Raw genomic sequence first — 18,410 nt, 5'->3', positions numbered from 1 at the left:
TGAGGGGCGGGCGGTGCCCGCCTGGGTCAGCCGCCCGGGCGCACCTTGGCGGCGCGCCCCTCCAGAAAGTCGCGCAGGCGCGCCTTGGCCTCGGGGGCGGCCTGGGCGATCGCGGAGATCAGCGCCTCGGTGAACAGCCCGTGGTCGCTGGCCTGCTCGGCGATGCGCGGCAGCGCGTGCATCAGCGCGTAGTTGGTCATCGGCGCGTTGGCGGCGATGCGCCGCGCCAGCTCCAGTGCCTTGGCCAGCGCCTGGCCGGCCGGCACGCGGTACTGCACCAGCCCGGCGCGCTCGGCCTCGTCGGCGCCGAGCACGCGGCCGGTCAGCATCATGTCCATCATGCGCGCCACGCCGATCAGGCGCGGGATGCGCACCGCACCGCTGCCGCCAACGAAGATGCCGCGCGTGCCCTCCGGCAGCGCGAAGTAGGCGCTGTCGTCGGCCACGCGCACGTGGCAGGCGCTGGCCAGCTCCAGCCCGCCGCCGACCACCGCACCGTGCAGCGCCGCCACCACCGGCACGCGTCCACGCTCGATGGCGTCGAAGGCGGCGTGCCACAGCCGCGAGTGGTGCAGGCCCTCCACCGCGTCGCGCTCGCGCAGCTCCGCCAGATCCAGCCCGGCGCAGAAATGCTCGCCTTCGCCGCAGATCACGGCCGCGCGCGCCTCGGCAGGCAGCTGGTCGAAGGTCTGCCGCAGGGCCAGGATCAGGCCGTCGGAGAGCGCGTTGCGCTTGGCCGGCCGGCGCAGCCGCACGATCGCGACGGGGCCGTCCAAGGTGCAGTCCAGCTCGTCGAGGGAAGGGGCGGTGGTCATGATGGTTACAAAAAATAACGATATCGAAAAGGGTAGCGTGGTCTGGTGGTGGTGGCCATGCGGGTTTTCCCGCAGGCGCGCGGCGCGGCATACTGCGGGCATGCACGTCGACATGGTTGATTCCGGCTCCAAGCCCCAGTTGAGCGTCGAGGCCGGCGTGGCCACACGATCACGCTGAACCGCCCGCGCCACCGCAACCGGCTGGAGGCCGCCGACCTGCAGGCGCTGGTGCGTCACGTGCGCGCGGTGGACGCCGACCCGGCGGTGCGCGTGCTGGTGGTGACGGCGCGCGTGCCGGCCGCCGCGATCGGTCTGCACTACTACACCGCCGGGCTGCGCCGCGCGGTGGCGACGCTGGGCCTGCCGGCGGCTCGGCAGCTGTTCCTCGCCGCCGAGCCGCTCGATGCGACGGCGCTGCGGGCGTGCGGCTTCCTCGATGCGTGCGTGGCTTGCGCGGCGCTGGAGGAGGAGGTGCGGCGGCGCGGCGCGGCGTTGGAGGCGCTGGCGCCGCCGGCCGTGCAGGGGATGAAGTGCACGCTGCGCGAACTGGCCGAGGGTACGGATGAACCCGCGGTGTGGCGCCAGCGCGAGCTGGCCACGCACGCCAGCGCCGACTTCGCCGAGGGCATCGCGGCGGTGCGGGCGCGCCGGGCGCCGGTGTTCCGCGGGGCCTGAAGCGGCGGCTCAGCCGCCCGTGCCCAAGCGTTGCGTCAGCCGCCTTCCGGCGGCGATGAGGGCCTGCGCCTGGGCGCCTTCGGCACGCAGATCCAGCAGCGCGCTGGGGGCGATGGCGGCCAGCGCCAGCACCACGCGCCCGAAGCCATCGAACACCGGCACCGCCAGCGCGCTGATGCCCGGCAGCAGTTCATCGCGTACGCGGCTCAGGCCCTCGCGGCGGATCGCTGCCAGCTCCTCGGCGAAGGCCGGATCGCGCAGCGCCTCGGCCTCGCCCTCGCGCGCCAGCGCCGCGGCCACTGCCTGCGGCTCGCCGAAGGCGGCGAAGATCTTGCCAGTGCCGGTGTGGCGCAGCGAGGCCGGCATGCCGTGGCGCATCGCCACGTGCACCGGCGTGGGGGCCAGCTCCACGTGCACGATGATCGGCCCCACCGGCCCCCACACGGCGGCCGAGACCGTGCAGCCGAGCGTGCGTGCCAGTGCCGGCAGCTCGGCCACCGCCAGCCGCACGGGGTCGACCTGCTGCAGCCCGATCAGGCCGAGTTGCAGCGCCAGCGGCCCCAGCCCATAGTGGCCGCTGACCGGATCCTGTTCCACCAGTCCGAGCTTGCCGAAGCTGACCAAGTAGGGGTGGGCCTTGGCGGCGCCCATGCCGGCGGCGCGCGCCAACTCCTTCAGCGGCAGCGCGCGGCCGGCGCGAGCCAGCGCCTTGAGCAGCTGGCCGCCGACCTCGATGCTCTGGATGCCGCGGGGGCGGCGCAGCGGGCCGTCGTCGCCGGCCGTGCTGTCCGTTGCGTGGTGGTCCGGGGGCAGAGTGTGCATGCGCATCATTGTCGCCGCGCGGCTCGCCTGCCTCCGCGCTGGCGATCTCGGGGTTTTCACTTATGCGAACGCGTTTGACATCGTACAACCTGATCGCCTACCATTGCGCCACATAAGACAAATGCGTTTGGCATGGTTGAATCTCCATGCCGCGTTCGCCCGACGAAAACCGGACCATGAGCACCAAAGCCTTCGCCAGCCAGGCCGACCTGCAGGACAAGCAGGTCAGCTTCACCAAGCTGTCCGACCACGCCTACGCCTACACCGCCGAGGGCGATCCCAACACCGGCGTCATCATTGGCGATAACGCCGTGATGGTGATCGACACCCAGGCCACGCCCGTGATGGCGCAGGACGTGATCCGCCGCATCCGCGAGGTCACCGACAAGCCGATCCAGTACGTGGTGCTGAGCCACTACCACGCGGTGCGCGTGCTGGGCGCCAGCGCGTATGGCGCGCAGCACATCATCGCCAGCCAGGACACCTACGACCTGATCGTCGAGCGCGGCGAGCAGGACAAGGCCAGCGAGATCGGCCGCTTCCCGCGCCTGTTCCGGGCGGTGGAGTCGATTCCGCCGGGGCTGACCTGGCCCACCCTCACGTTCACCGGCAAGATGACGATTTGGCTGGGCAAGCTGGAGGTGCAGCTGCTGCAGCTGGGCCGCGGCCACACCAAGGGCGACACGGTGGCCTGGCTGCCGCAGGAGCGCATCCTTTTCAGCGGTGACCTGGTCGAGTTCGACGCCACGCCCTACGCCGGCGATGCCTATTTCCGCGACTGGCCGCAGACGCTGGACAACCTCGCGGCGCTTCAGCCCGAAAAGCTCGTGCCGGGCCGCGGCGCGGCGCTGACCACGCCGGAGCAGGTGCAGCAGGCGCTGGCCGGCACCAAAGCCTTCATCGAGGACGTGCGCGCCGCGGTGGAGGAGGGCGTGCGCGCCGGCAAGGACTTGCGCGTCATCTACAAAGAGACCTACGCGCGCCTGCAACCCAAGTATGGCCGCTGGGTGATCTTCGACCACTGCATGCCGTTTGACGTGACGCGCTGCTACGACGAGCTGACCGCCTACCCCGACCCGCGCATCTGGACCGCCGAGCGCGACCGCCAGATGTGGGAGGCGCTGGAAGGCTGAACGCCAGACGGGCCGCGCCGCCGCACCCTCGCAGAGGAGACCCACGATGAAGATCGAGCGCATTCACCACGTCGCCTACCGCTGCCGCGACGCCAAGGAGACGGTGGAGTGGTACGTCAAGCACCTGAACATGAAGTTCGTGCTGGCCATCGCCGAGGACCAGGTGCCCTCCACCAAGGCCCCCGACCCGTACATGCACGTCTTCCTCGACGCCGGGCAGGGCAACGTGCTGGCGTTCTTCGAGCTGCCGAAGTCGCCGCCGATGGGCAAGGATCCCAACACGCCGGACTGGGTGCAGCACATCGCCTTCAAGGTCGACAGCGTGCGCACGCTGGAGGAGACCAAGGCGCGGCTGGAGGCCGCCGGCATCCCGGTGGTCGGCATCACCGACCACACGATCTTCAAGAGCATCTACTTCTTCGACCCCAACGGCCACCGCATCGAGCTGGCCGCCGACGTCGGCACGCCCGAGATGTATGCCAAGCTCGACGCCGTGAAGTGGGACATGTTGGAAGAGTGGGCGCGCACGCGCCGCGCGCCCAAGCACGCCGCCTGGATGCACGAGAAGGAGTTCGGCGCCGCCGGCTGAAGGCTTGGCCTCGCCGCGCGCGCCAGGCCCGGCCCGCTGCGGGCCGGGGTGGCCGTGCGCCGCGTGCCCGCGGCGCGGCCCCCGTCCGAAGGACACGAGCGATGTTGCACACCTACACCTACCCGCGATACCCCTATCGCATCAGCCCTGAGCAGGCCGAGGGGCGGCGCGTGCGCCATCCGGTGGTCGTCGTCGGCGCCGGGCCGGTCGGCATGACGCAGGCGCTGGACCTGGCCTTCCGCGGTGTGCCCACCGTGATCCTGGACGACAACAACACTGTCAGCGTCGGCTCGCGCGCGGTCTGTTACGCCAAGCGCCCGCTGGAGATCTGGGACCGCCTCGGGCTGGGCGAGGATCTGGTCGCGCAGGGGGTGCAGTGGAAGGTCGGCAAGGTGTTCTTCCGCGACGAGCTGGTCTACCAGTTCGACCTGCTGCCGGAGGATCACCACAAGATGCCGGCGATGATCAACCTGCAGCAGTACTACCTGGAGGAGCGGCTGGTGCGCGCCTGCGACGCCTCGCCGCGGGTGGACCTGCGCTGGAAGCACAAGGTGCTGGCGGTGGAGCCGCAGCCTGACCACGTGGTGCTGACGGTGGAGACCCCCGACGGCATCTTCAAGATGGAGGCTGAGTGGCTGATCGCCTGCGACGGCGCGCACAGCGACATCCGGCGCATGGTCGGGGCGGAGTTCACCGGCCAGTTCTTCCAGGACCGCTTCCTGATCGCCGACGTGGTGATGAAGGCGGACTTCCCGACCGAGCGTTGGTTCTGGTTCGACCCGCCGTTCCACCGCGGCCAGAGCGTGCTGCTGCACAAGCAGTGCGACAACGTCTGGCGCATCGACTTCCAGCTCGGCTGGGACGCCGACCCCAACGAGGAGAAGAAGCCCGAGCGCGTCATCCCGCGCATCCAGGCGATGCTGGGGCCGGACGTGCCGTTCGAGCTGGAGTGGGTATCGGTGTACCAGTTCGCCTGCCGGCGCATCGACCGCTTCCGCCACGGGCGGGTGATCTTCGCCGGGGATGCGGCGCATCAGGTCTCGCCGTTCGGCGCGCGCGGCGCCAACAGCGGCGTGCAGGACGCCGACAACCTGGGCTGGAAGCTGGCCGCGGTGCTGGCGGGTCACGCGCCCGAGGCGCTGCTGGACAGCTACCACTGGGAGCGGGCGCTGGCCGCGGACGACAACATCCTCAACTCCACCCGCTCCACCGACTTCATCACGCCCAAGAGCCGCACGTCGCTGCGGCTGCGCAACGCGGTGCTGGAGCTGGCGCGCACCGAGCCGTTCGCGCGGCCACTCGTCAACAGCGGGCGGCTGTCCACCCCGACGCCGTACGTCGGCTCGCCGCTGAACACGCCGGATGCGGACACCTTTGCCGGGCGCATGGCGCCGGGGATGTTCGCCGCCGACGCGCCGGTGGAGGTGGATGGCCGCCCGGGCTGGCTGCTGGAGCGGCTCGGCCGCGGCTTCGTGCTGCTGAGCTTCGGGGCCGGCGCGCAGCCGGTGCGCGTCGGCGGCGTGGAGGCGACGGTGCTGGAGGTCGGACGCGACCTGCACGACCGCCTGGGCGTGCTGACGCAGCGCTACGATGGCCAGCCCGGCACCGTGTACCTGTTCCGCCCGGACCAGTACGTCGCCGCGCGCTGGCGCCGCTTCGACGCCGCCGCCGTGCAGGCGGCGCTGGCGCGCGCGCTGGCCCTGCACTGAACCGACCGGAGGCACGCCGCTATGCCGCTGATCCGCACCCCCAACATCCCCGACCACGACGGCTTCTACGAGGAGCTCATCGACGCCCAGCGCGACCTAACCGACGAGCAGGCCGAGATGTTCGTCGCCAAGCTGGCGCTGATCCTGGCCAACCACGTCGGCGACCGCGCCATCCTGAGCGAGGCGATCCGCCTGGCGCGCGACAACTCGCTGGCCGCGCGCCCCTGAGCCGCCGCCCGCCGGAGGCCTGTCCGCATGATCCCGACGCTGAACGAGACCCACGATCCGGCACTGCGCTGCTGGGTCGCCTCGGCCCACGAGCCGGGCACCGACTTTCCGATCCAGAACCTGCCGTTCGGGGTGTTCCGCCGCGCCGGCACGGCCGAGCCATGGCGCGGCGGCGTGGCCATCGGCGACCAGATCATCGACCTGGCGGCGCTGCACCGCGCGCATCCGTTCGACGGCGCGGCGGCCGAGGCGCTGGCGGCGGCCGCCGGCCCCACGCTCAACGCGCTGATGGCGCTGGGGCCGGCGCACTGGAGCGCGCTGCGGCTGGCGCTGTCGCGCGCGCTGCGCTGCGGCAGTGCGCTCGAGGCCACCGTGGCGGCGTGTCTGGTGCCGCAGGCCGCGGCGGAGCTGACGCTGCCGGCGCGCATCGGCGACTACACCGATTTCTACACCTCGATCCACCACGCCACCAACATCGGCCGGCTGTTCCGCCCCGACAACCCGCTGCTGCCGAACTACAAGTGGGTGCCGATCGGCTACCATGGCCGCAGCTCCAGCGTGGCCGTCTCGCCGCAGGCGTTTCGCCGCCCGTGCGGGCAGATCAAGCTGCCTGATGTCGCCGAGCCGGTCGTGGCGCCGAGCCGCCGGCTCGACATCGAGCTGGAGCTGGGCCTGTTCGTCGGCCCCGGCAACGCGCTGGGCGAGCCGATTCCGCTGCCGCAGGCCGAGGCGCACCTGTTCGGCGTCGTGCTGCTCAACGACTGGTCGGCGCGCGACATCCAGGCGTGGGAATATCAGCCGCTCGGGCCCTTTCTGGCCAAAAATTTCGCCACCACGATCTCGCCGTGGGTGGTGACGTGGGAGGCGCTGGCGCCGTTTCGCGCGCCGCTGGAGCGGCCCGCCGGCGACCCGGCGCCGCTGCCGTATCTGGACGGCGAGGCCAACCGCCGCGCCGGCGCGGTGGCGATCGAGCTCGCGGTGGCGCTGCGCACCGCGCGCATGCGCGCGCAGGGGCTGCCGGCCCAGACGATCGCGCGCACCAACTACCGCCACGCCTACTGGACGGCGGCGCAGCTGGTGGCGCACCACACCGTCAACGGCTGCAACCTGCAGCCGGGCGATCTGCTCGGCACCGGCACGCTCTCCGGCCCGGCGCCCGAGCAGGCCGCCGCGCTGATCGAGCTGACCGAGGGCGGCCAGCGGCCGCTGGAGCTGCCCGGCGGCGAGCGGCGCACCTTCCTCGAGGACGGCGACGAGGTGACGCTGAGCGGCTGGTGCGAGGCGCCGGGGGCGGTGCGCATCGGCTTTGGCCGCTGCACCGGCACCGTGCTGCCGGCGCCGGCGGTCTGAGCCAGGCAGCGGCCATGCCGATCAGGCATAGCAGCTTGAGCGGCGGCCCGGTTCGGTTCGGATGGTGCGGGGCCTACAGTGTCCGCGCGGGAGCGCGGCAGGATGTCGCGCCCCGCGGTTAGGGGTAATCCCCAATGGGGGCGCGTTCCGGCACCCCTCGATTGCCCCGATAATCGTCAGTATGCTCATTGTTTGAGCGGTTCGGGCTTGCCACGCCGGGCCCGGCTTCTCTCACACCCGAAGGAGACGATCGACATGGACAAGCGTACGACCTTGAAGGCCCTGGCGGCGGCTGCGGCCGCCACGCTGCTGGGCAGCCCGGCCTGGGCGCAGCAGGTCACGCTGCGCGTGCACCATTTCCTGCCGGCGCAGAGTGCGATCCCGCGCCTGGCCATCGAGCCGTGGGCGCGCAAGGTCGAGGCCGAGTCCGGTGGCCGCATCAAGGTGCAGATCTTCCCGGCGATGCAGCTGGGCGGCTCGCCGGCGCAGCTGTTCGACCAGGCCCGTGACGGCGTGGCCGACGTGACCTGGACCGTGCTCGGCTACACGCCGGGGCGCTTCCAGCGCATGGAGGTGTTCGAGATTCCGTTCATCGCGCCGTCGCACGACCGCTCGGCCGAGGTCACCTCCAAGGCGGCGTGGGACTTCGCGCAGAAGTTCGCCGCCGAGGAGTTCAAGGACGTCAAGCTGCTGGCCGTGCACACGCACGGCCCCGGCCTGATCCACACCAAGCAGCCCGTCACCGGGCTGGAGAGCCTGCGCGGCATGAAGATCCGCGGTGGCACGCGCATCGTCAACAACATGCTGGTCAAGCTCGGCGCCACGCCGGTGGGCATGCCGGTGCCGCAGGTGACCGAGGCGCTGTCCAAGGGCGTGCTGGACGGCACCACCATCCCGTGGGAGGTCGGCCCGTCGCTGCGCATCCACGAGATCGTCAAGAACCACACCACCTTCGCTGGTGACCGGGCGCTTTACACGATGGGGTTCGCGTTCTCGATGAACAAGGCCAAGTACGAGTCGCTGCCGCCGGACCTGAAGAAGGTCATCGACAACAACAGCGGTGCGGCGCTGTCGGCCGCGTTCGGCAAGGCGATGGACGAGGCGGACAAGACGGGGCGCGAGATCGCCGTCAAGGCCGGCAACCGCATCAACCTCCTGGAGCTGGCCGAAACCCAGCGCTGGTTGCGCACCGCCAGCAGCGTGGAGGACGACTGGATCAAGGAGATGCGCGGCAAGGGCATCGACGGCGAGGCGCTGCTGAAGGAGGCGCGTGCGCTGATCAGGCAGCACGACGTGCGCCAGTGAGCTGAGCGCGCGCGGGCGCGCAGCCGGACCGGATCCGACGCTGCGCGCCCGTTTTTGCGCCGGCACGTCGCGCGGATGGTAACGGGATCAACGAGACGGAAGGTTTCAACGGGCATGACGACATGGGTGTTCCGGCTGTCGCAGGCGGCAGCGATGGTGGGGGGGCTGGTGCTGGTGGCCCTGACGTTGATGAGCGTGGCCAGCATCGCCGGCCGGGCCTTGATCGGCTTCGGGCTCGGGCCTGTGCCGGGCGACTTCGAGCTGGTGGAGGTAGGCATCGGCGTGGCCGTGTTCCTCTTCCTGCCGTGGACGCACTTGCGCGGGGGTCACGCCACCGTGGACTTGCTGTACCAGCACCTGCCGGCGGCGCTGCGCCGCGCCATCCGCGTCGTCTGCGACGTGCTGATGTTGGCCCTGTGGCTGGTACTGACGTGGAAGCTGTGGGACGGCATGCTGGAAAAGCGCGAGTACCTGGAGACCTCTTTCATCCTGCAGATGCCCGTCTGGTGGGGCTACGCGGCGGGCCTGGCCGGCGCGGTGATCGGCTGCCTGGCCTACCTGACGCAGGCGCTGATCGACCTCGGGCTGGCCGAGTACCCGGCCGGCTGGCCGCAGGCCGAGGCGGGGGAGCACTGAGATGACCAACATCGAACTGGCCGCCTGGTCGTTTCCCGTCCTGCTGGGGCTGATCTTCATCCGCGTGCCGATCGGGCTGGCGATGGCCCTGTGCGGGCTCGCAGGCGCCTATCTGGTCTACGGCACGCCGCTGCCGCTGCTCAACCAGCTCAAGCACATCACCTACACGACCTTTGCCAACTACAACCTGTCGGTGGTGCCGCTGTTTTTGCTGATGGGGCAGTTCGCGGCGCTGGGCGGGCTGTCGCGCTCGCTGTTCAAGGCTGCCGAGGCCTGGGTCGGCCACTGGCGCGGCGGGGTGGCGATGGCGGCGGTGGGCGCCTGCGCGGGCTTTGGCGCCATCTGCGGCTCGTCGCTGGCCACGGCGGCCACGATGGGGCAGGTGGCGCTGCCGGAGCTGCGTCGCGCCGGCTACGCCGGCGGCCTGGCCACCGCGTGCCTGGCTGCCGGGGGGACGCTGGGCATCCTGATCCCGCCGTCGGTGGTACTGGTCATCTACGCCATCCTGACCGAGCAGAACATCGCCAAGCTGTTCCTGGCGGCTTTCATTCCGGGCATCTTGGCGGCGGTCGGCTACGTGATCGTCATCTCGATCGTCGTGCGCCTCAGGCCCGACAGCGCCGGCCGCATGGAGCCGGCGCCGATGAGCGAGCGGCTCAGGGCGCTGGCCCGCACTTGGCCGGTGATCGTGATCTTCCTGGCGGTGGTGGGCGGCATCTACAGCGGCGTCTTCACGCCGACCGAGGGGGCCGCGGTGGGCGCTTTCGGCACGGGGTTGGCGGCATGGTTCGGCGGCGGGCTCAACATGAAGACGCTGCGCGAGGCCGTCTTTGGCACCGCAGTGGCCACCGGCATGATTTTCATGATCGTGCTGGGGGCGGGTCTGTACAACACGTTCCTGGCGCTGTCGCAGCTGCCGCAGGAGCTGGCGCAGTGGGTCATCGGGCTGGGGTTGAGTCCGTGGCTGGTGCTGACGATCATCCTGGTGATCTACCTGCTGCTGGGCTGCGTGATGGATTCGCTGTCGATGATCCTGCTGACGATCCCGATCTTCTTCCCGATGATCATGGGGCTGGATTTCGGCTTGTCGCCGGAGGAGACGGCCATCTGGTTCGGCATCCTGGTGCTGATCGTCGTCGAGGTCGGCCTGATCACACCGCCGGTAGGGATGAACCTGTTCGTCATCAACAACCTGGCGCGCGGCGTGCCGATCGTGCAGACCTACCGCGGGGTGATGCCGTTCGTGCTAAGTGACCTGGTGCGCACGGCCATCCTGGCGGCGTTTCCGGCCATCACGCTGCTGGCGCTGCGGCTGACCTCCTGATGCCGGCGCAAGCGAGGAGGGGCGGACCATGAAGGCAACGGCTGCGAGGTGCGGGGCGGACGACGGGGCACCCGGCAGCGTGCAGCGCGTCGGGCTGCTCGGGCTCGGCGAGGTCGGCACGATCTTCGCGCGCGCCTTGGCCCAGCACGGGCTGACCTGGCTCGGCGGCTGGGACGTCAAGCTCGCCCCCGGCCATCCGGAACAGGCCGAGGTGCGCGCGCGGGCCCGCGAGGCCGGCGCCGAGGCGTGCGCCGACATGGCGGCCCTGTGCGCCGGAGCGGACCTGATCATCTGCGCCGTCACGGCCGCCAATGCGGTGCCGGCGGCGCGGCAGGCGGCTGCCCACCTGCGCCCCGGCACCTGGTGGCTGGACCTGAACTCCGCGTCGCCGGCGGCCAAGCAGGAAGCCGCCGCCATCATCGAGGCCGCCGGCGGCCGCTACGTCGAGGCGGCGGTGATGACCTCGGTGCCGCCGTACGGCATCCGCGTGCCGATGCTGGTGGGCGGGCCGCACGCCGCGGCGCTGCTGCCGGCGCTGCGCGCCTGGGGCATGCAGGTGGAGCTGGCGAGCGCGCGGCTCGGCGTGGCCAGCGCCACCAAGATGTGCCGCAGCATCATGATCAAGGGGCTGGAAGCGCTGGTCATCGAAAGCTACACCGCGGCGCGCCACTACGGCGTGGAGGACGCGATGCTGGCCACGCTGCGGGAAACCTTTCCCGGCGTCGACTGGGAGGGGCAGGGCGGCTACTTCTTCCAGCGCGTGGCGCAGCACGGGCGGCGGCGTGCCGAGGAGATGCGCGAGGTGGCGCGCACGGTGCGCGAGGCGGGCCTGGCGCCGCTGCTGGCCGAGGCGATCGCGCGCAAGGACGACGAGGTGGCCGACGCGCGCGCGGCCGGCGTCTTCAACGCGGTGGATCCCCGTGCACCGTGGCGGGCATGGGCGGACGCACTGCTGGCGGCGCGCCGAAGCGCTGACGGCACAGCTGGCGGATGACGTCGGCCGCGGCCTGCTGCGTCAGCGTCGCCGGGCGGCGGTCGCAGGTGGCCAGCGCCACGTGGGCATGCAGCGCCGGCTCCACGATCGGCCGTGCCGCCAGCGTCGCGGCGTGGGGGCTTGAGGCCACCGCATGCGGCGACAGGATCGCCGCGCCCACGCCGTCGGCCACCAGCTCCAGGATCGCCGCCACGCCGTCGATCTCCAGCTCGATGCGCGGCTTGCAGCCCAGCGCCGCCATCGCCGCGTCCACCTGAACGCGCAGCGCGTTGGGCCGGCTCGGGATGACCAGCGGCAGCGCCGCCACCTCGCGCAGCGTCAGCGGCAGCGGCGGATCCTCCGCCAGCCCCGGCGTGCGCCGCTGCACCAGCACCAGCGCCTCGTCGAACAGTGGCTCGAATGTGACGTCGGCCAGCGCCGGGGGGTTGTAGGCGAGCACGAGATCCAGGCGGCCCTGCGTCAGGTCGTCCAGCATCGCCACCGTCAGCCCTTCGCCGATCGACAGCGTCGCCTCCGGCAGCGCGCGGCGGAACGCCCGCGTCAGCGGCACCGCCAGCGTGCGCGCCAGGCTCGGCGGCAGCCCGATCGCGACGCGCCCGACCAGCGCCCCGCGCACGCGGCCCAGCTCCTCGCGCGCACGCGCCACCTGATGCAGAATGCCGCGCGCGTGCGCCAGCAGCACCTTGCCGGCCTCGGTCGGCACCGCCCCGCGGCCGTTGCGCAGCAGCAGGTGCTGGCGCAGCTCCACCTCCAGCGCGCGGATCTGGCGGCTCAGCGCCGGCTGCACCACGCCCAGGGCGTGCGAGGCGCGCGTGAAGCTGCCCAGCTCCGCCACGCGCACGAAGTACTCCAGCTGCTTGAGGTCCATGGCGACGAGTCTAACGCCATGCCATGCCAAAGTGCCATAGCAGCTAGCCGCGTCATGCGCGAACGTGACGGCTGAGGCGCGGCACAATGCCGACGATCCGCCAACCGTCCACGCTGCCATGACCTCCGCCATGCCCTCCGACCCGAGCGCGCCGCTGCGCGTCCTCTCATCGATGGCGACGCGGCGCGTGCTCGCCGAGCTGCTGCGGGCGTGGCGCGAGGCTGGTGGGGCGCCGGTGGCGATCGAGTCGGTCGGCGGCGTCGAGGCCGAGCGGCGGGTCGCCGCCGGCGAGCCCTGCGACGTGGTCATCTTGGCGTCCGATGCGATCGAGCGGCTGCTGCAGGGTGGGCACGCGCTGGCCGGCTCACGCGTCGATCTGGTGCGCTCGCCGGTGGCGGTGGCCGTGCCGGCCGGGGCGCCGCGGCCGGATCTCGGCAGTGCCGCGGCGGTGCGCGCCGCGGTGCAGGCGGCGCGGCGCCTGGGCGTCTCCACCGGCCCGAGCGGGCGTGCGCTGCAGGCGTTGTTCGAGCAGTGGGGGCTGGGGGCGCACGTGCGCGGGCGGCTGGTGGTGCCGCCGCCCGGCGTGCCGGTGGCGCGCCTGCTGGCCGCCGGCGAGATCGACCTGGGCTTTCAGCAGCTGAGTGAGCTGATCCACGAGCCGGGCGTGCAGGTGGTGGGCATACTGCCGCCCGAGATTGCCATCGTCACCACCTTCAGCGGCGCCATCGGTGCCGGCAGCGCCCGCGCTGCGGTGGCGCGCGCGCTGCTGGCCTTCATGGCCGCGCCAGCCGCCGATGAGGTCAAGCGGCGCGAGGGCATGGAGCCGGCGCGGCTCGCCCCGTGCCCGTCCGATGCCGCGCCGCCAGCCTGAGCCACTTTCCACCATCCCTCAAGAGGTCATCCCCGATGCGTCCACCCCTGGTCATCGACGTCCACGGCCACTACACCACCGCGCCCAAGGCGCTGGAAGTGTGGCGCAACCGGCAGATCGCGGCGCTCGGCGATCCGGCCCGTGCGCCCAGCCCGAGCGAGCTGCGCATCAGCGACGACGAGATCCGCGAGTCGATCGAGACCAACCAGCTCGCCAGGATGCGCGAGCGCGGCGGCGACCTCACCGTCTTCAGCCCGCGCGCCAGCTTCATGGCGCACCACATCGGCGACTTCAACACCTCGGCCACCTGGGCGGCGATCTGCAACGAGCTGGTCTACCGCGTCACGCAGCTCTTTCCCGAGCACTTCGTCGGCGCGGCGATGCTGCCGCAGTCGCCCGGCGTCGATCCGCGCACCTGCATCCCGGAGCTGCGCAAGTGCGTCGAGCAGTACGGCTTCGTCGGCGTGAACCTCAACCCCGACCCCTCCGGCGGCCACTGGCGCGAGCCGCCGCTGACCGACCGCTGGTGGTACCCGATCTACGAGGTGATGGTCGAGTACGACATCCCGGCGATGATCCACGTCAGCACCTCGTGCAACGCGTGCTTCCACACCACCGGGGCACACTACATCAACGCCGACACGACGGCGTTCATGCAGCTGATCCAGGGTGACCTGTTCAAGGACTTCCCGACGCTGCGCTTCATCATCCCGCACGGCGGCGGTGCGGCGCCTTATCACTGGGGCCGCTACCGGGGGTTGGCGCAGGAGCTAAAGAAACCCCCGCTGCAGGAGCATCTGCTGGGCAACGTGTTCTTCGACACCTGCGTCTACCACCAGCCGGGCATCGACCTGCTGACGCGCGTGGTGCCGGTGGACAACATCCTGTTCGCCAGCGAGATGATCGGTGCCGTGCGTGGCATCGACCCCGAGACCGGCCACCATTACGACGACACCCGGCGCTATGTGCTGGCCACGCCGCACCTGGACGAGGCTGCGCGGCGCAAGGTGTTCGAGACCAACGCCCGCCGCGTCTTTCCGCGGCTGGACGCCAGGCTCAAGGCGCGCGGCCTGTGAGGCGCCGCGCGCCAACCGATCCCGCAGGAGTCCCCACCATGCACTACGAACTCGGCGTCGTCTACCGCAACGTCGTGCGCGCCGACCGCGAGGTCGCCGACGCGCTGGCCGCCTTCGGCAGCGCCACCGTGCACGAGGCCATGGGCCGCGTTGGCCTCATGAAGCCCTACATGCGCCCGATCTGGGCCGGCGCGCAGGTCGGCGGCACGGCGATCACCGTGCTGCTGCACCCCGGCGACAACTGGATGATGCACGTGGTGGCCGAACAGATCCAGCCCGGCGACGTGGTCGTCGCGGCGCTCACCGCCGAGTGCTGCGACGGCTACTTCGGCGACCTGTTGGCCACCAGCTTTCAGGCGCGCGGGGCGCGCGCGCTGGTGATCGACGCCGGCGTGCGCGACGTGCGCACGCTCACCGAGATGCGCTTTCCGGTCTGGAGCAAGTGCATCAGCGCCAAGGGCACGATCAAGGCCACGCTGGGTTCGGTCAACATCCCGGTGGTGTGCGCCGGCGCGCTGGTGCACCCGGGCGACGTCATCGTCGCCGATGACGATGGGGTGGTCGTGGTGCCGCGCGACAAGGCCGCCGCGACGCTGGAGGCGGCACGTCGGCGCGAGGCCGCCGAGGCCGACAAGCGCGCCAAGCTCGCCGCCGGCGTGCTGGGGCTGGACATGTACGACATGCGCCCGGCGCTGGCCAAGGCCGGCCTGCGCTACGTCGATTGAGCGGGAGGGCAGCAGCGTGGAGCGACCCACCACCGGCGGATTCGCCAAGACCCCCGGCTGGCTCGACTGGTATGACGGCCCGAGCAAACCGCGCCTGCGGCTGCCGGATGGCGCGGTGGACGCGCACTGCCACGTCTTCGGCCCCGGCGAGCGTTTTCCGTACGCGCCCGAGCGCAAGTACACCCCCTGCGACGCGAGCAAGGACGACCTGTTTGCGCTGCGCGACCACCTGGGCTTTGCGCGCAACGTCATCGTGCAGGCCACCTGCCACGGCGCCGACAACCGCGCGCTGGTGGATGCGTGCCTGGCCAGCGGCGGGCGCGCGCGCGGCGTGGCCACGGTGCGGCGCGACGTCGCCGACGCCGATCTCGAGCGGCTGCACGCGGCCGGCATCCGCGGGGTGCGCTTCAACTTCGTCAAGCGGCTGGTGGACTTCACGCCGAAGGACGAGCTGCTGGAGATCGCGCAGCGCATCGCGCCGCTGGGCTGGCACGTCGTCGTCTACTTCGAGGCGCCGGACCTGCCCGAGCTGTGGGACTTCTTCACCGCGCTGCCCACCACCGTGGTGGTGGACCACATGGGCCGCCCGGACGTGACGCAGCCGGTCGACGGGCCGCAGTTCGGGCTGTTCGTGCGCCTGCTGCGCGAGCACGAGAACGTCTGGACCAAGGTCAGCTGCCCGGAGCGGCTGTCCGTCTCGGGGCCGCCGGCGCTGCCGGGCCGTTGCGGGCCGGATCGGCCGCCGTACGCCGATGTCATCCCGTTCGCGCGCCGGCTGGTGGAGGCCTTCCCCGACCGCGTGCTGTGGGGCACCGACTGGCCGCACCCCAACCTGAAGGACCACATGCCCGACGACGGGCTGCTGGTGGACTGGCTGGCGCACATCGTCCCGGACGAGGCGCACCTGCGCCGGCTGCTGGTGGACAACCCGATGCGCCTGTACTGGCCCGACGAGTGGAAAGGAGCCTGACGCGATGGCCCTGCACAAGCCCTACGCCGACATACCCGGCACCGTCATCTTCGACGCCGACCAGAGCCGCAAGGGCTACTGGCTCAACCAGTTCTGCATGAGCCTTATGAAGCCGGAGAACCGCGCGCGCTACCTGGCCGACCGGCGCGCCTACCTCGACGAGTGGCCGATGACCGAGGAGCAGAAGCAGGCCGTGCTGGACGGTGACCTCAACCGTTGCATCCAGCTCGGCGGCAACATCTACTTCCTCGCCAAGCTGGGCGCCACGCACGGCAAGAGCTTCCAGCAGATGGCCGGCTCGATGACCGGCATGACCGAGGAGGAATACCGCGCGATGATGCTGGCCGGCGGGCGGCGCATCGACGGCAACCGCTACCTCGGCGAGGACGGTGACGCCCAGCCGCACCGCCAGCCGCAGGGCCACGGCAGTGGCCGCCTGCTCTGAACCCCCCACCCCCGGAGACGACCCCCATGGCGCGCATCACCGCATCCGTCTACACCAGCCACGTGCCGGCCATCGGCGCGGCCATCGACCACGGCAAGACCCACGAGCCGTACTGGCAGCCGCTGTTCGCCGGCTACGAGTTTTCCAAGCAGTGGCTGCGCGAGCACATGCCCGACGTGGTCTTCCTCGTCTACAACGACCACGCCACCGCCTTCAGCCTGGAGCTGATCCCGACCTTTGCCATCGGCACCGCGGCGCGCTTCCCGATTGCCGACGAGGGCTGGGGCCCGCGGCCGGTGCCGGAGGTCGTCGGTCATCCGGAACTGGCCAGCCACATCGCGCAGAGCGTCATCCAGGACGACTTCGACCTCACCATCGTCAACAGGATGGAAGTGGACCACGGCCTGACGGTGCCGCTGTCGCTGATGTGTGGCCAGCCTACCGAATGGCCGTTCAAGGTCATTCCTTTTGCGGTCAACGTCGTGCAGTACCCGGTGCCGTCGGGGCGGCGCTGCTTTGCGCTCGGGCAGGCGATCCGCCGCGCCGTCGAGCGCTTCGACGAGGACCTGAACGTCCAGATCTGGGGTACCGGCGGCATGAGCCACCAGCTGCAGGGCCCGCGCGCCGGGCTCATCAACCGCGAGTGGGACAACCGCTTCCTCGACCGCCTGATCGACGACCCGGCCGGCCTGGCGGAGGTGCCGCACGTCGAGTACGTGCGCGAGGCCGGCAGCGAGGGCATCGAGCTGGTCATGTGGCTGATCGCGCGCGGCGCGATGGCCGACGTGGCCGGCGGTCCGAAGCCCCGCGTCGCGCACCGCTTCTACCACGTGCCCGCGAGCAACACCGCCGTGGGCCACCTGATCCTGGAGAACGCCGCATGACCATCCACGTCGCCCTGGCCGGGCCGGGCGCCTTCGGCCAGAAACATCTGGACGCGATCCGCAACATCCCCGACGTCAAGGTCGTCTCGCTGATCGGCCGCGAGCCGGCCAAGACCGCCGAGGTGGCCGCCAGGTACGGCGTGCCGCACACCACCACCGAGCTGGCCGAGGCGCTGGCGATGAAGGAGGTGGACGCCGTGATCCTGTGCACGCCGACGCAGCTGCACGCCGCGCAGGCCAAGGCGTGCCTGGAGGCCGGCAAGCACGTGCAGGTGGAAATCCCCTTGTGCGACGTGCTGCGCGAGGGCGAGGAGGTGCTGGCCCTGCAGCGCCAGACGGGCCTCGTGGCGATGGTGGGGCACACGCGCCGCTTCAACCCCAGCCACCAGTGGATCCGGCGCCGCATCCTGGCCGGCGAGTTCACGATCCAGCAGATGGACGTGCAGACCTACTTCTTCCGCCGCACCAACATGAACGCGCTGGGCCAGCCGCGCAGCTGGACCGACCACCTGCTGTGGCACCACGCGGCGCACACGGTGGATCTGTTCGCCTACCAGACGCGCAGCCCGATCGTGCAGGCGCACGCGATCCAGGGGCCGTACCACCCCGAGCTGAAGATCGCGATGGACATGAGCATCCAGCTCAAGGCCGCCAACGGCGCCATCTGCACGCTGAGCCTGTCGTTCAACAACGACGGGCCGCTGGGCACGTTCTTCCGCTACATCGGTGACACGGGCACCTACATCGCGCGCTACGACGACCTGGTGCAGAGCCACAGCAAGGGGCCGGAGACGCCGGTGGACGTCAGCGGCGTGGACGTCTCGATGAACGGCATCGAGCTGCAGGACCGCGAGTTCTTCGCCGCCATCCGCGAGGGGCGCGAGCCCAACGCCAGCGTCGCGCAGGTGTTGCCGTGCTACCAGGTGCTGCACCGGCTGGAGCAGCAGCTGCTGACGGACAACGGCCCGGCGCCGCGCTGATCCCGGGGAAA

The 18,410-nt window shown here is 71.2% G+C and carries 20 protein-coding genes; 17 read left to right on the top strand and 3 right to left on the bottom strand.

Features of this window, described 5'->3' with window-relative positions; genetic code table 11:
• Positions 1 to 26: 26 nt before the first annotated feature.
• On the bottom strand, positions 27 to 815 hold the full coding sequence (locus Talka_RS06205; protein WP_143890248.1) for a crotonase/enoyl-CoA hydratase family protein: 789 nt from the start codon (positions 813 to 815) through the stop codon (positions 27 to 29).
• A gap of 228 nt (positions 816 to 1,043) precedes the next feature.
• Between Talka_RS06205 and Talka_RS06200 the strand changes: the two genes are divergently transcribed.
• Positions 1,044 to 1,490: a Clp protease/crotonase-like domain-containing protein gene (locus Talka_RS06200; RefSeq protein ID WP_246100600.1), complete on the top strand. Its 447-nt coding sequence runs from the start codon at positions 1,044 to 1,046 to the stop codon at positions 1,488 to 1,490.
• A 9-nt stretch (positions 1,491 to 1,499) separates the two neighbouring features.
• Here the strand turns inward: Talka_RS06200 and Talka_RS06195 are convergent, their stop codons facing one another.
• Positions 1,500 to 2,312 carry an IclR family transcriptional regulator gene (locus Talka_RS06195; protein WP_246100599.1) on the bottom strand — a complete coding sequence of 271 codons (813 nt, stop codon included), beginning with the start codon at positions 2,310 to 2,312 and terminating at the stop codon, positions 1,500 to 1,502.
• Between the two features lie 176 nt (positions 2,313 to 2,488).
• On the opposite strand from Talka_RS06195, the gene Talka_RS06190 reads away from it, so the two are divergent.
• The 9 genes from Talka_RS06190 to Talka_RS06150 all read left to right on the top strand — a co-directional run bounded on the left by Talka_RS06190 (position 2,489) and on the right by Talka_RS06150 (position 11,580).
• Positions 2,489 to 3,445 carry an MBL fold metallo-hydrolase gene (locus tag Talka_RS06190; RefSeq protein WP_143890246.1) on the top strand — a complete coding sequence of 319 codons (957 nt, stop codon included), beginning with the start codon at positions 2,489 to 2,491 and terminating at the stop codon, positions 3,443 to 3,445.
• A 46-nt stretch (positions 3,446 to 3,491) separates the two neighbouring features.
• On the top strand, positions 3,492 to 4,034 hold the full coding sequence (locus Talka_RS06185) for a VOC family protein (RefSeq protein WP_143890245.1): 543 nt from the start codon (positions 3,492 to 3,494) through the stop codon (positions 4,032 to 4,034).
• Between the two features lie 101 nt (positions 4,035 to 4,135).
• Positions 4,136 to 5,743 carry an FAD-dependent oxidoreductase gene (locus Talka_RS06180; RefSeq protein WP_143890244.1) on the top strand — a complete coding sequence of 536 codons (1,608 nt, stop codon included), beginning with the start codon at positions 4,136 to 4,138 and terminating at the stop codon, positions 5,741 to 5,743.
• A 21-nt stretch (positions 5,744 to 5,764) separates the two neighbouring features.
• Positions 5,765 to 5,971, top strand: coding sequence for a DUF2783 domain-containing protein (locus Talka_RS06175; RefSeq protein WP_143890243.1), 207 nt, complete (start codon positions 5,765 to 5,767; stop codon positions 5,969 to 5,971).
• A 27-nt stretch (positions 5,972 to 5,998) separates the two neighbouring features.
• On the top strand, positions 5,999 to 7,321 hold the full coding sequence (gene fahA / locus Talka_RS06170) for a fumarylacetoacetase (RefSeq protein ID WP_143890242.1): 1,323 nt from the start codon (positions 5,999 to 6,001) through the stop codon (positions 7,319 to 7,321).
• 255 nt (positions 7,322 to 7,576) lie between these two features.
• The gene (locus tag Talka_RS06165) at positions 7,577 to 8,626 is read left to right on the top strand and encodes a TRAP transporter substrate-binding protein (RefSeq protein WP_143890241.1); all 1,050 of its coding nucleotides are present in this window, start codon (positions 7,577 to 7,579) and stop codon (positions 8,624 to 8,626) included.
• A gap of 114 nt (positions 8,627 to 8,740) precedes the next feature.
• Positions 8,741 to 9,262, top strand: a complete 522-nt coding sequence (locus Talka_RS06160; protein WP_143890240.1) for a TRAP transporter small permease — start codon at positions 8,741 to 8,743, stop codon at positions 9,260 to 9,262.
• Between the two features lies 1 nt (position 9,263).
• Positions 9,264 to 10,586: a TRAP transporter large permease gene (locus tag Talka_RS06155; RefSeq protein ID WP_143890239.1), complete on the top strand. Its 1,323-nt coding sequence runs from the start codon at positions 9,264 to 9,266 to the stop codon at positions 10,584 to 10,586.
• A 28-nt stretch (positions 10,587 to 10,614) separates the two neighbouring features.
• A complete protein-coding gene (locus Talka_RS06150) occupies positions 10,615 to 11,580 on the top strand; it encodes an NAD(P)-dependent oxidoreductase (RefSeq protein ID WP_143890238.1) in 966 nt (321 codons plus the stop codon).
• On the opposite strand, the gene Talka_RS06145 is transcribed toward Talka_RS06150, so the two are convergent.
• Positions 11,489 to 12,448 carry a LysR substrate-binding domain-containing protein gene (locus tag Talka_RS06145; protein WP_143890237.1) on the bottom strand — a complete coding sequence of 320 codons (960 nt, stop codon included), beginning with the start codon at positions 12,446 to 12,448 and terminating at the stop codon, positions 11,489 to 11,491. The two genes, Talka_RS06150 and Talka_RS06145, sit on opposite strands and share 92 nt — an antisense overlap.
• 118 nt (positions 12,449 to 12,566) lie before the next feature.
• Here Talka_RS06145 and Talka_RS06140 point away from each other — a divergent pair, with 118 nt between their 5' ends.
• The 7 genes from Talka_RS06140 to Talka_RS06110 are packed head-to-tail and all read left to right on the top strand — an operon-like array spanning position 12,567 to position 18,399.
• Positions 12,567 to 13,319 carry a substrate-binding domain-containing protein gene (locus Talka_RS06140; protein WP_246100598.1) on the top strand — a complete coding sequence of 251 codons (753 nt, stop codon included), beginning with the start codon at positions 12,567 to 12,569 and terminating at the stop codon, positions 13,317 to 13,319.
• 47 nt (positions 13,320 to 13,366) lie between these two features.
• A complete protein-coding gene (locus Talka_RS06135) occupies positions 13,367 to 14,395 on the top strand; it encodes an amidohydrolase family protein (protein ID WP_143890331.1) in 1,029 nt (342 codons plus the stop codon).
• A 38-nt stretch (positions 14,396 to 14,433) separates the two neighbouring features.
• Positions 14,434 to 15,120 carry a 4-carboxy-4-hydroxy-2-oxoadipate aldolase/oxaloacetate decarboxylase gene (gene ligK / locus Talka_RS06130; protein WP_143890236.1) on the top strand — a complete coding sequence of 229 codons (687 nt, stop codon included), beginning with the start codon at positions 14,434 to 14,436 and terminating at the stop codon, positions 15,118 to 15,120.
• 16 nt (positions 15,121 to 15,136) lie between these two features.
• The gene (locus tag Talka_RS06125) at positions 15,137 to 16,090 is read left to right on the top strand and encodes an amidohydrolase family protein (RefSeq protein ID WP_143890235.1); all 954 of its coding nucleotides are present in this window, start codon (positions 15,137 to 15,139) and stop codon (positions 16,088 to 16,090) included.
• Positions 16,091 to 16,094: 4 nt separating this feature from the next.
• Entirely contained in the window at positions 16,095 to 16,535 is a 441-nt protein-coding gene (ligA, locus tag Talka_RS06120; RefSeq protein WP_143890234.1) for a protocatechuate 4,5-dioxygenase subunit alpha, read from the top strand.
• 26 nt (positions 16,536 to 16,561) lie between these two features.
• The gene (locus Talka_RS06115) at positions 16,562 to 17,419 is read left to right on the top strand and encodes a class III extradiol dioxygenase subunit beta (RefSeq protein ID WP_143890233.1); all 858 of its coding nucleotides are present in this window, start codon (positions 16,562 to 16,564) and stop codon (positions 17,417 to 17,419) included.
• Entirely contained in the window at positions 17,416 to 18,399 is a 984-nt protein-coding gene (locus Talka_RS06110) for a Gfo/Idh/MocA family oxidoreductase (protein ID WP_143890232.1), read from the top strand. Before Talka_RS06115 ends, Talka_RS06110 begins: the two co-directional genes overlap by 4 nt.
• Positions 18,400 to 18,410 lie beyond the last annotated feature (11 nt).

It is taken from the genome of Tepidimonas alkaliphilus, from assembly GCF_007556595.1.
Lineage (GTDB): Bacteria > Pseudomonadota > Gammaproteobacteria > Burkholderiales > Burkholderiaceae_C > Tepidimonas > Tepidimonas alkaliphila.
Note: the sequence above shows the minus strand (reverse complement) of the source record. Positions and strands in the feature narration are given on the sequence as shown.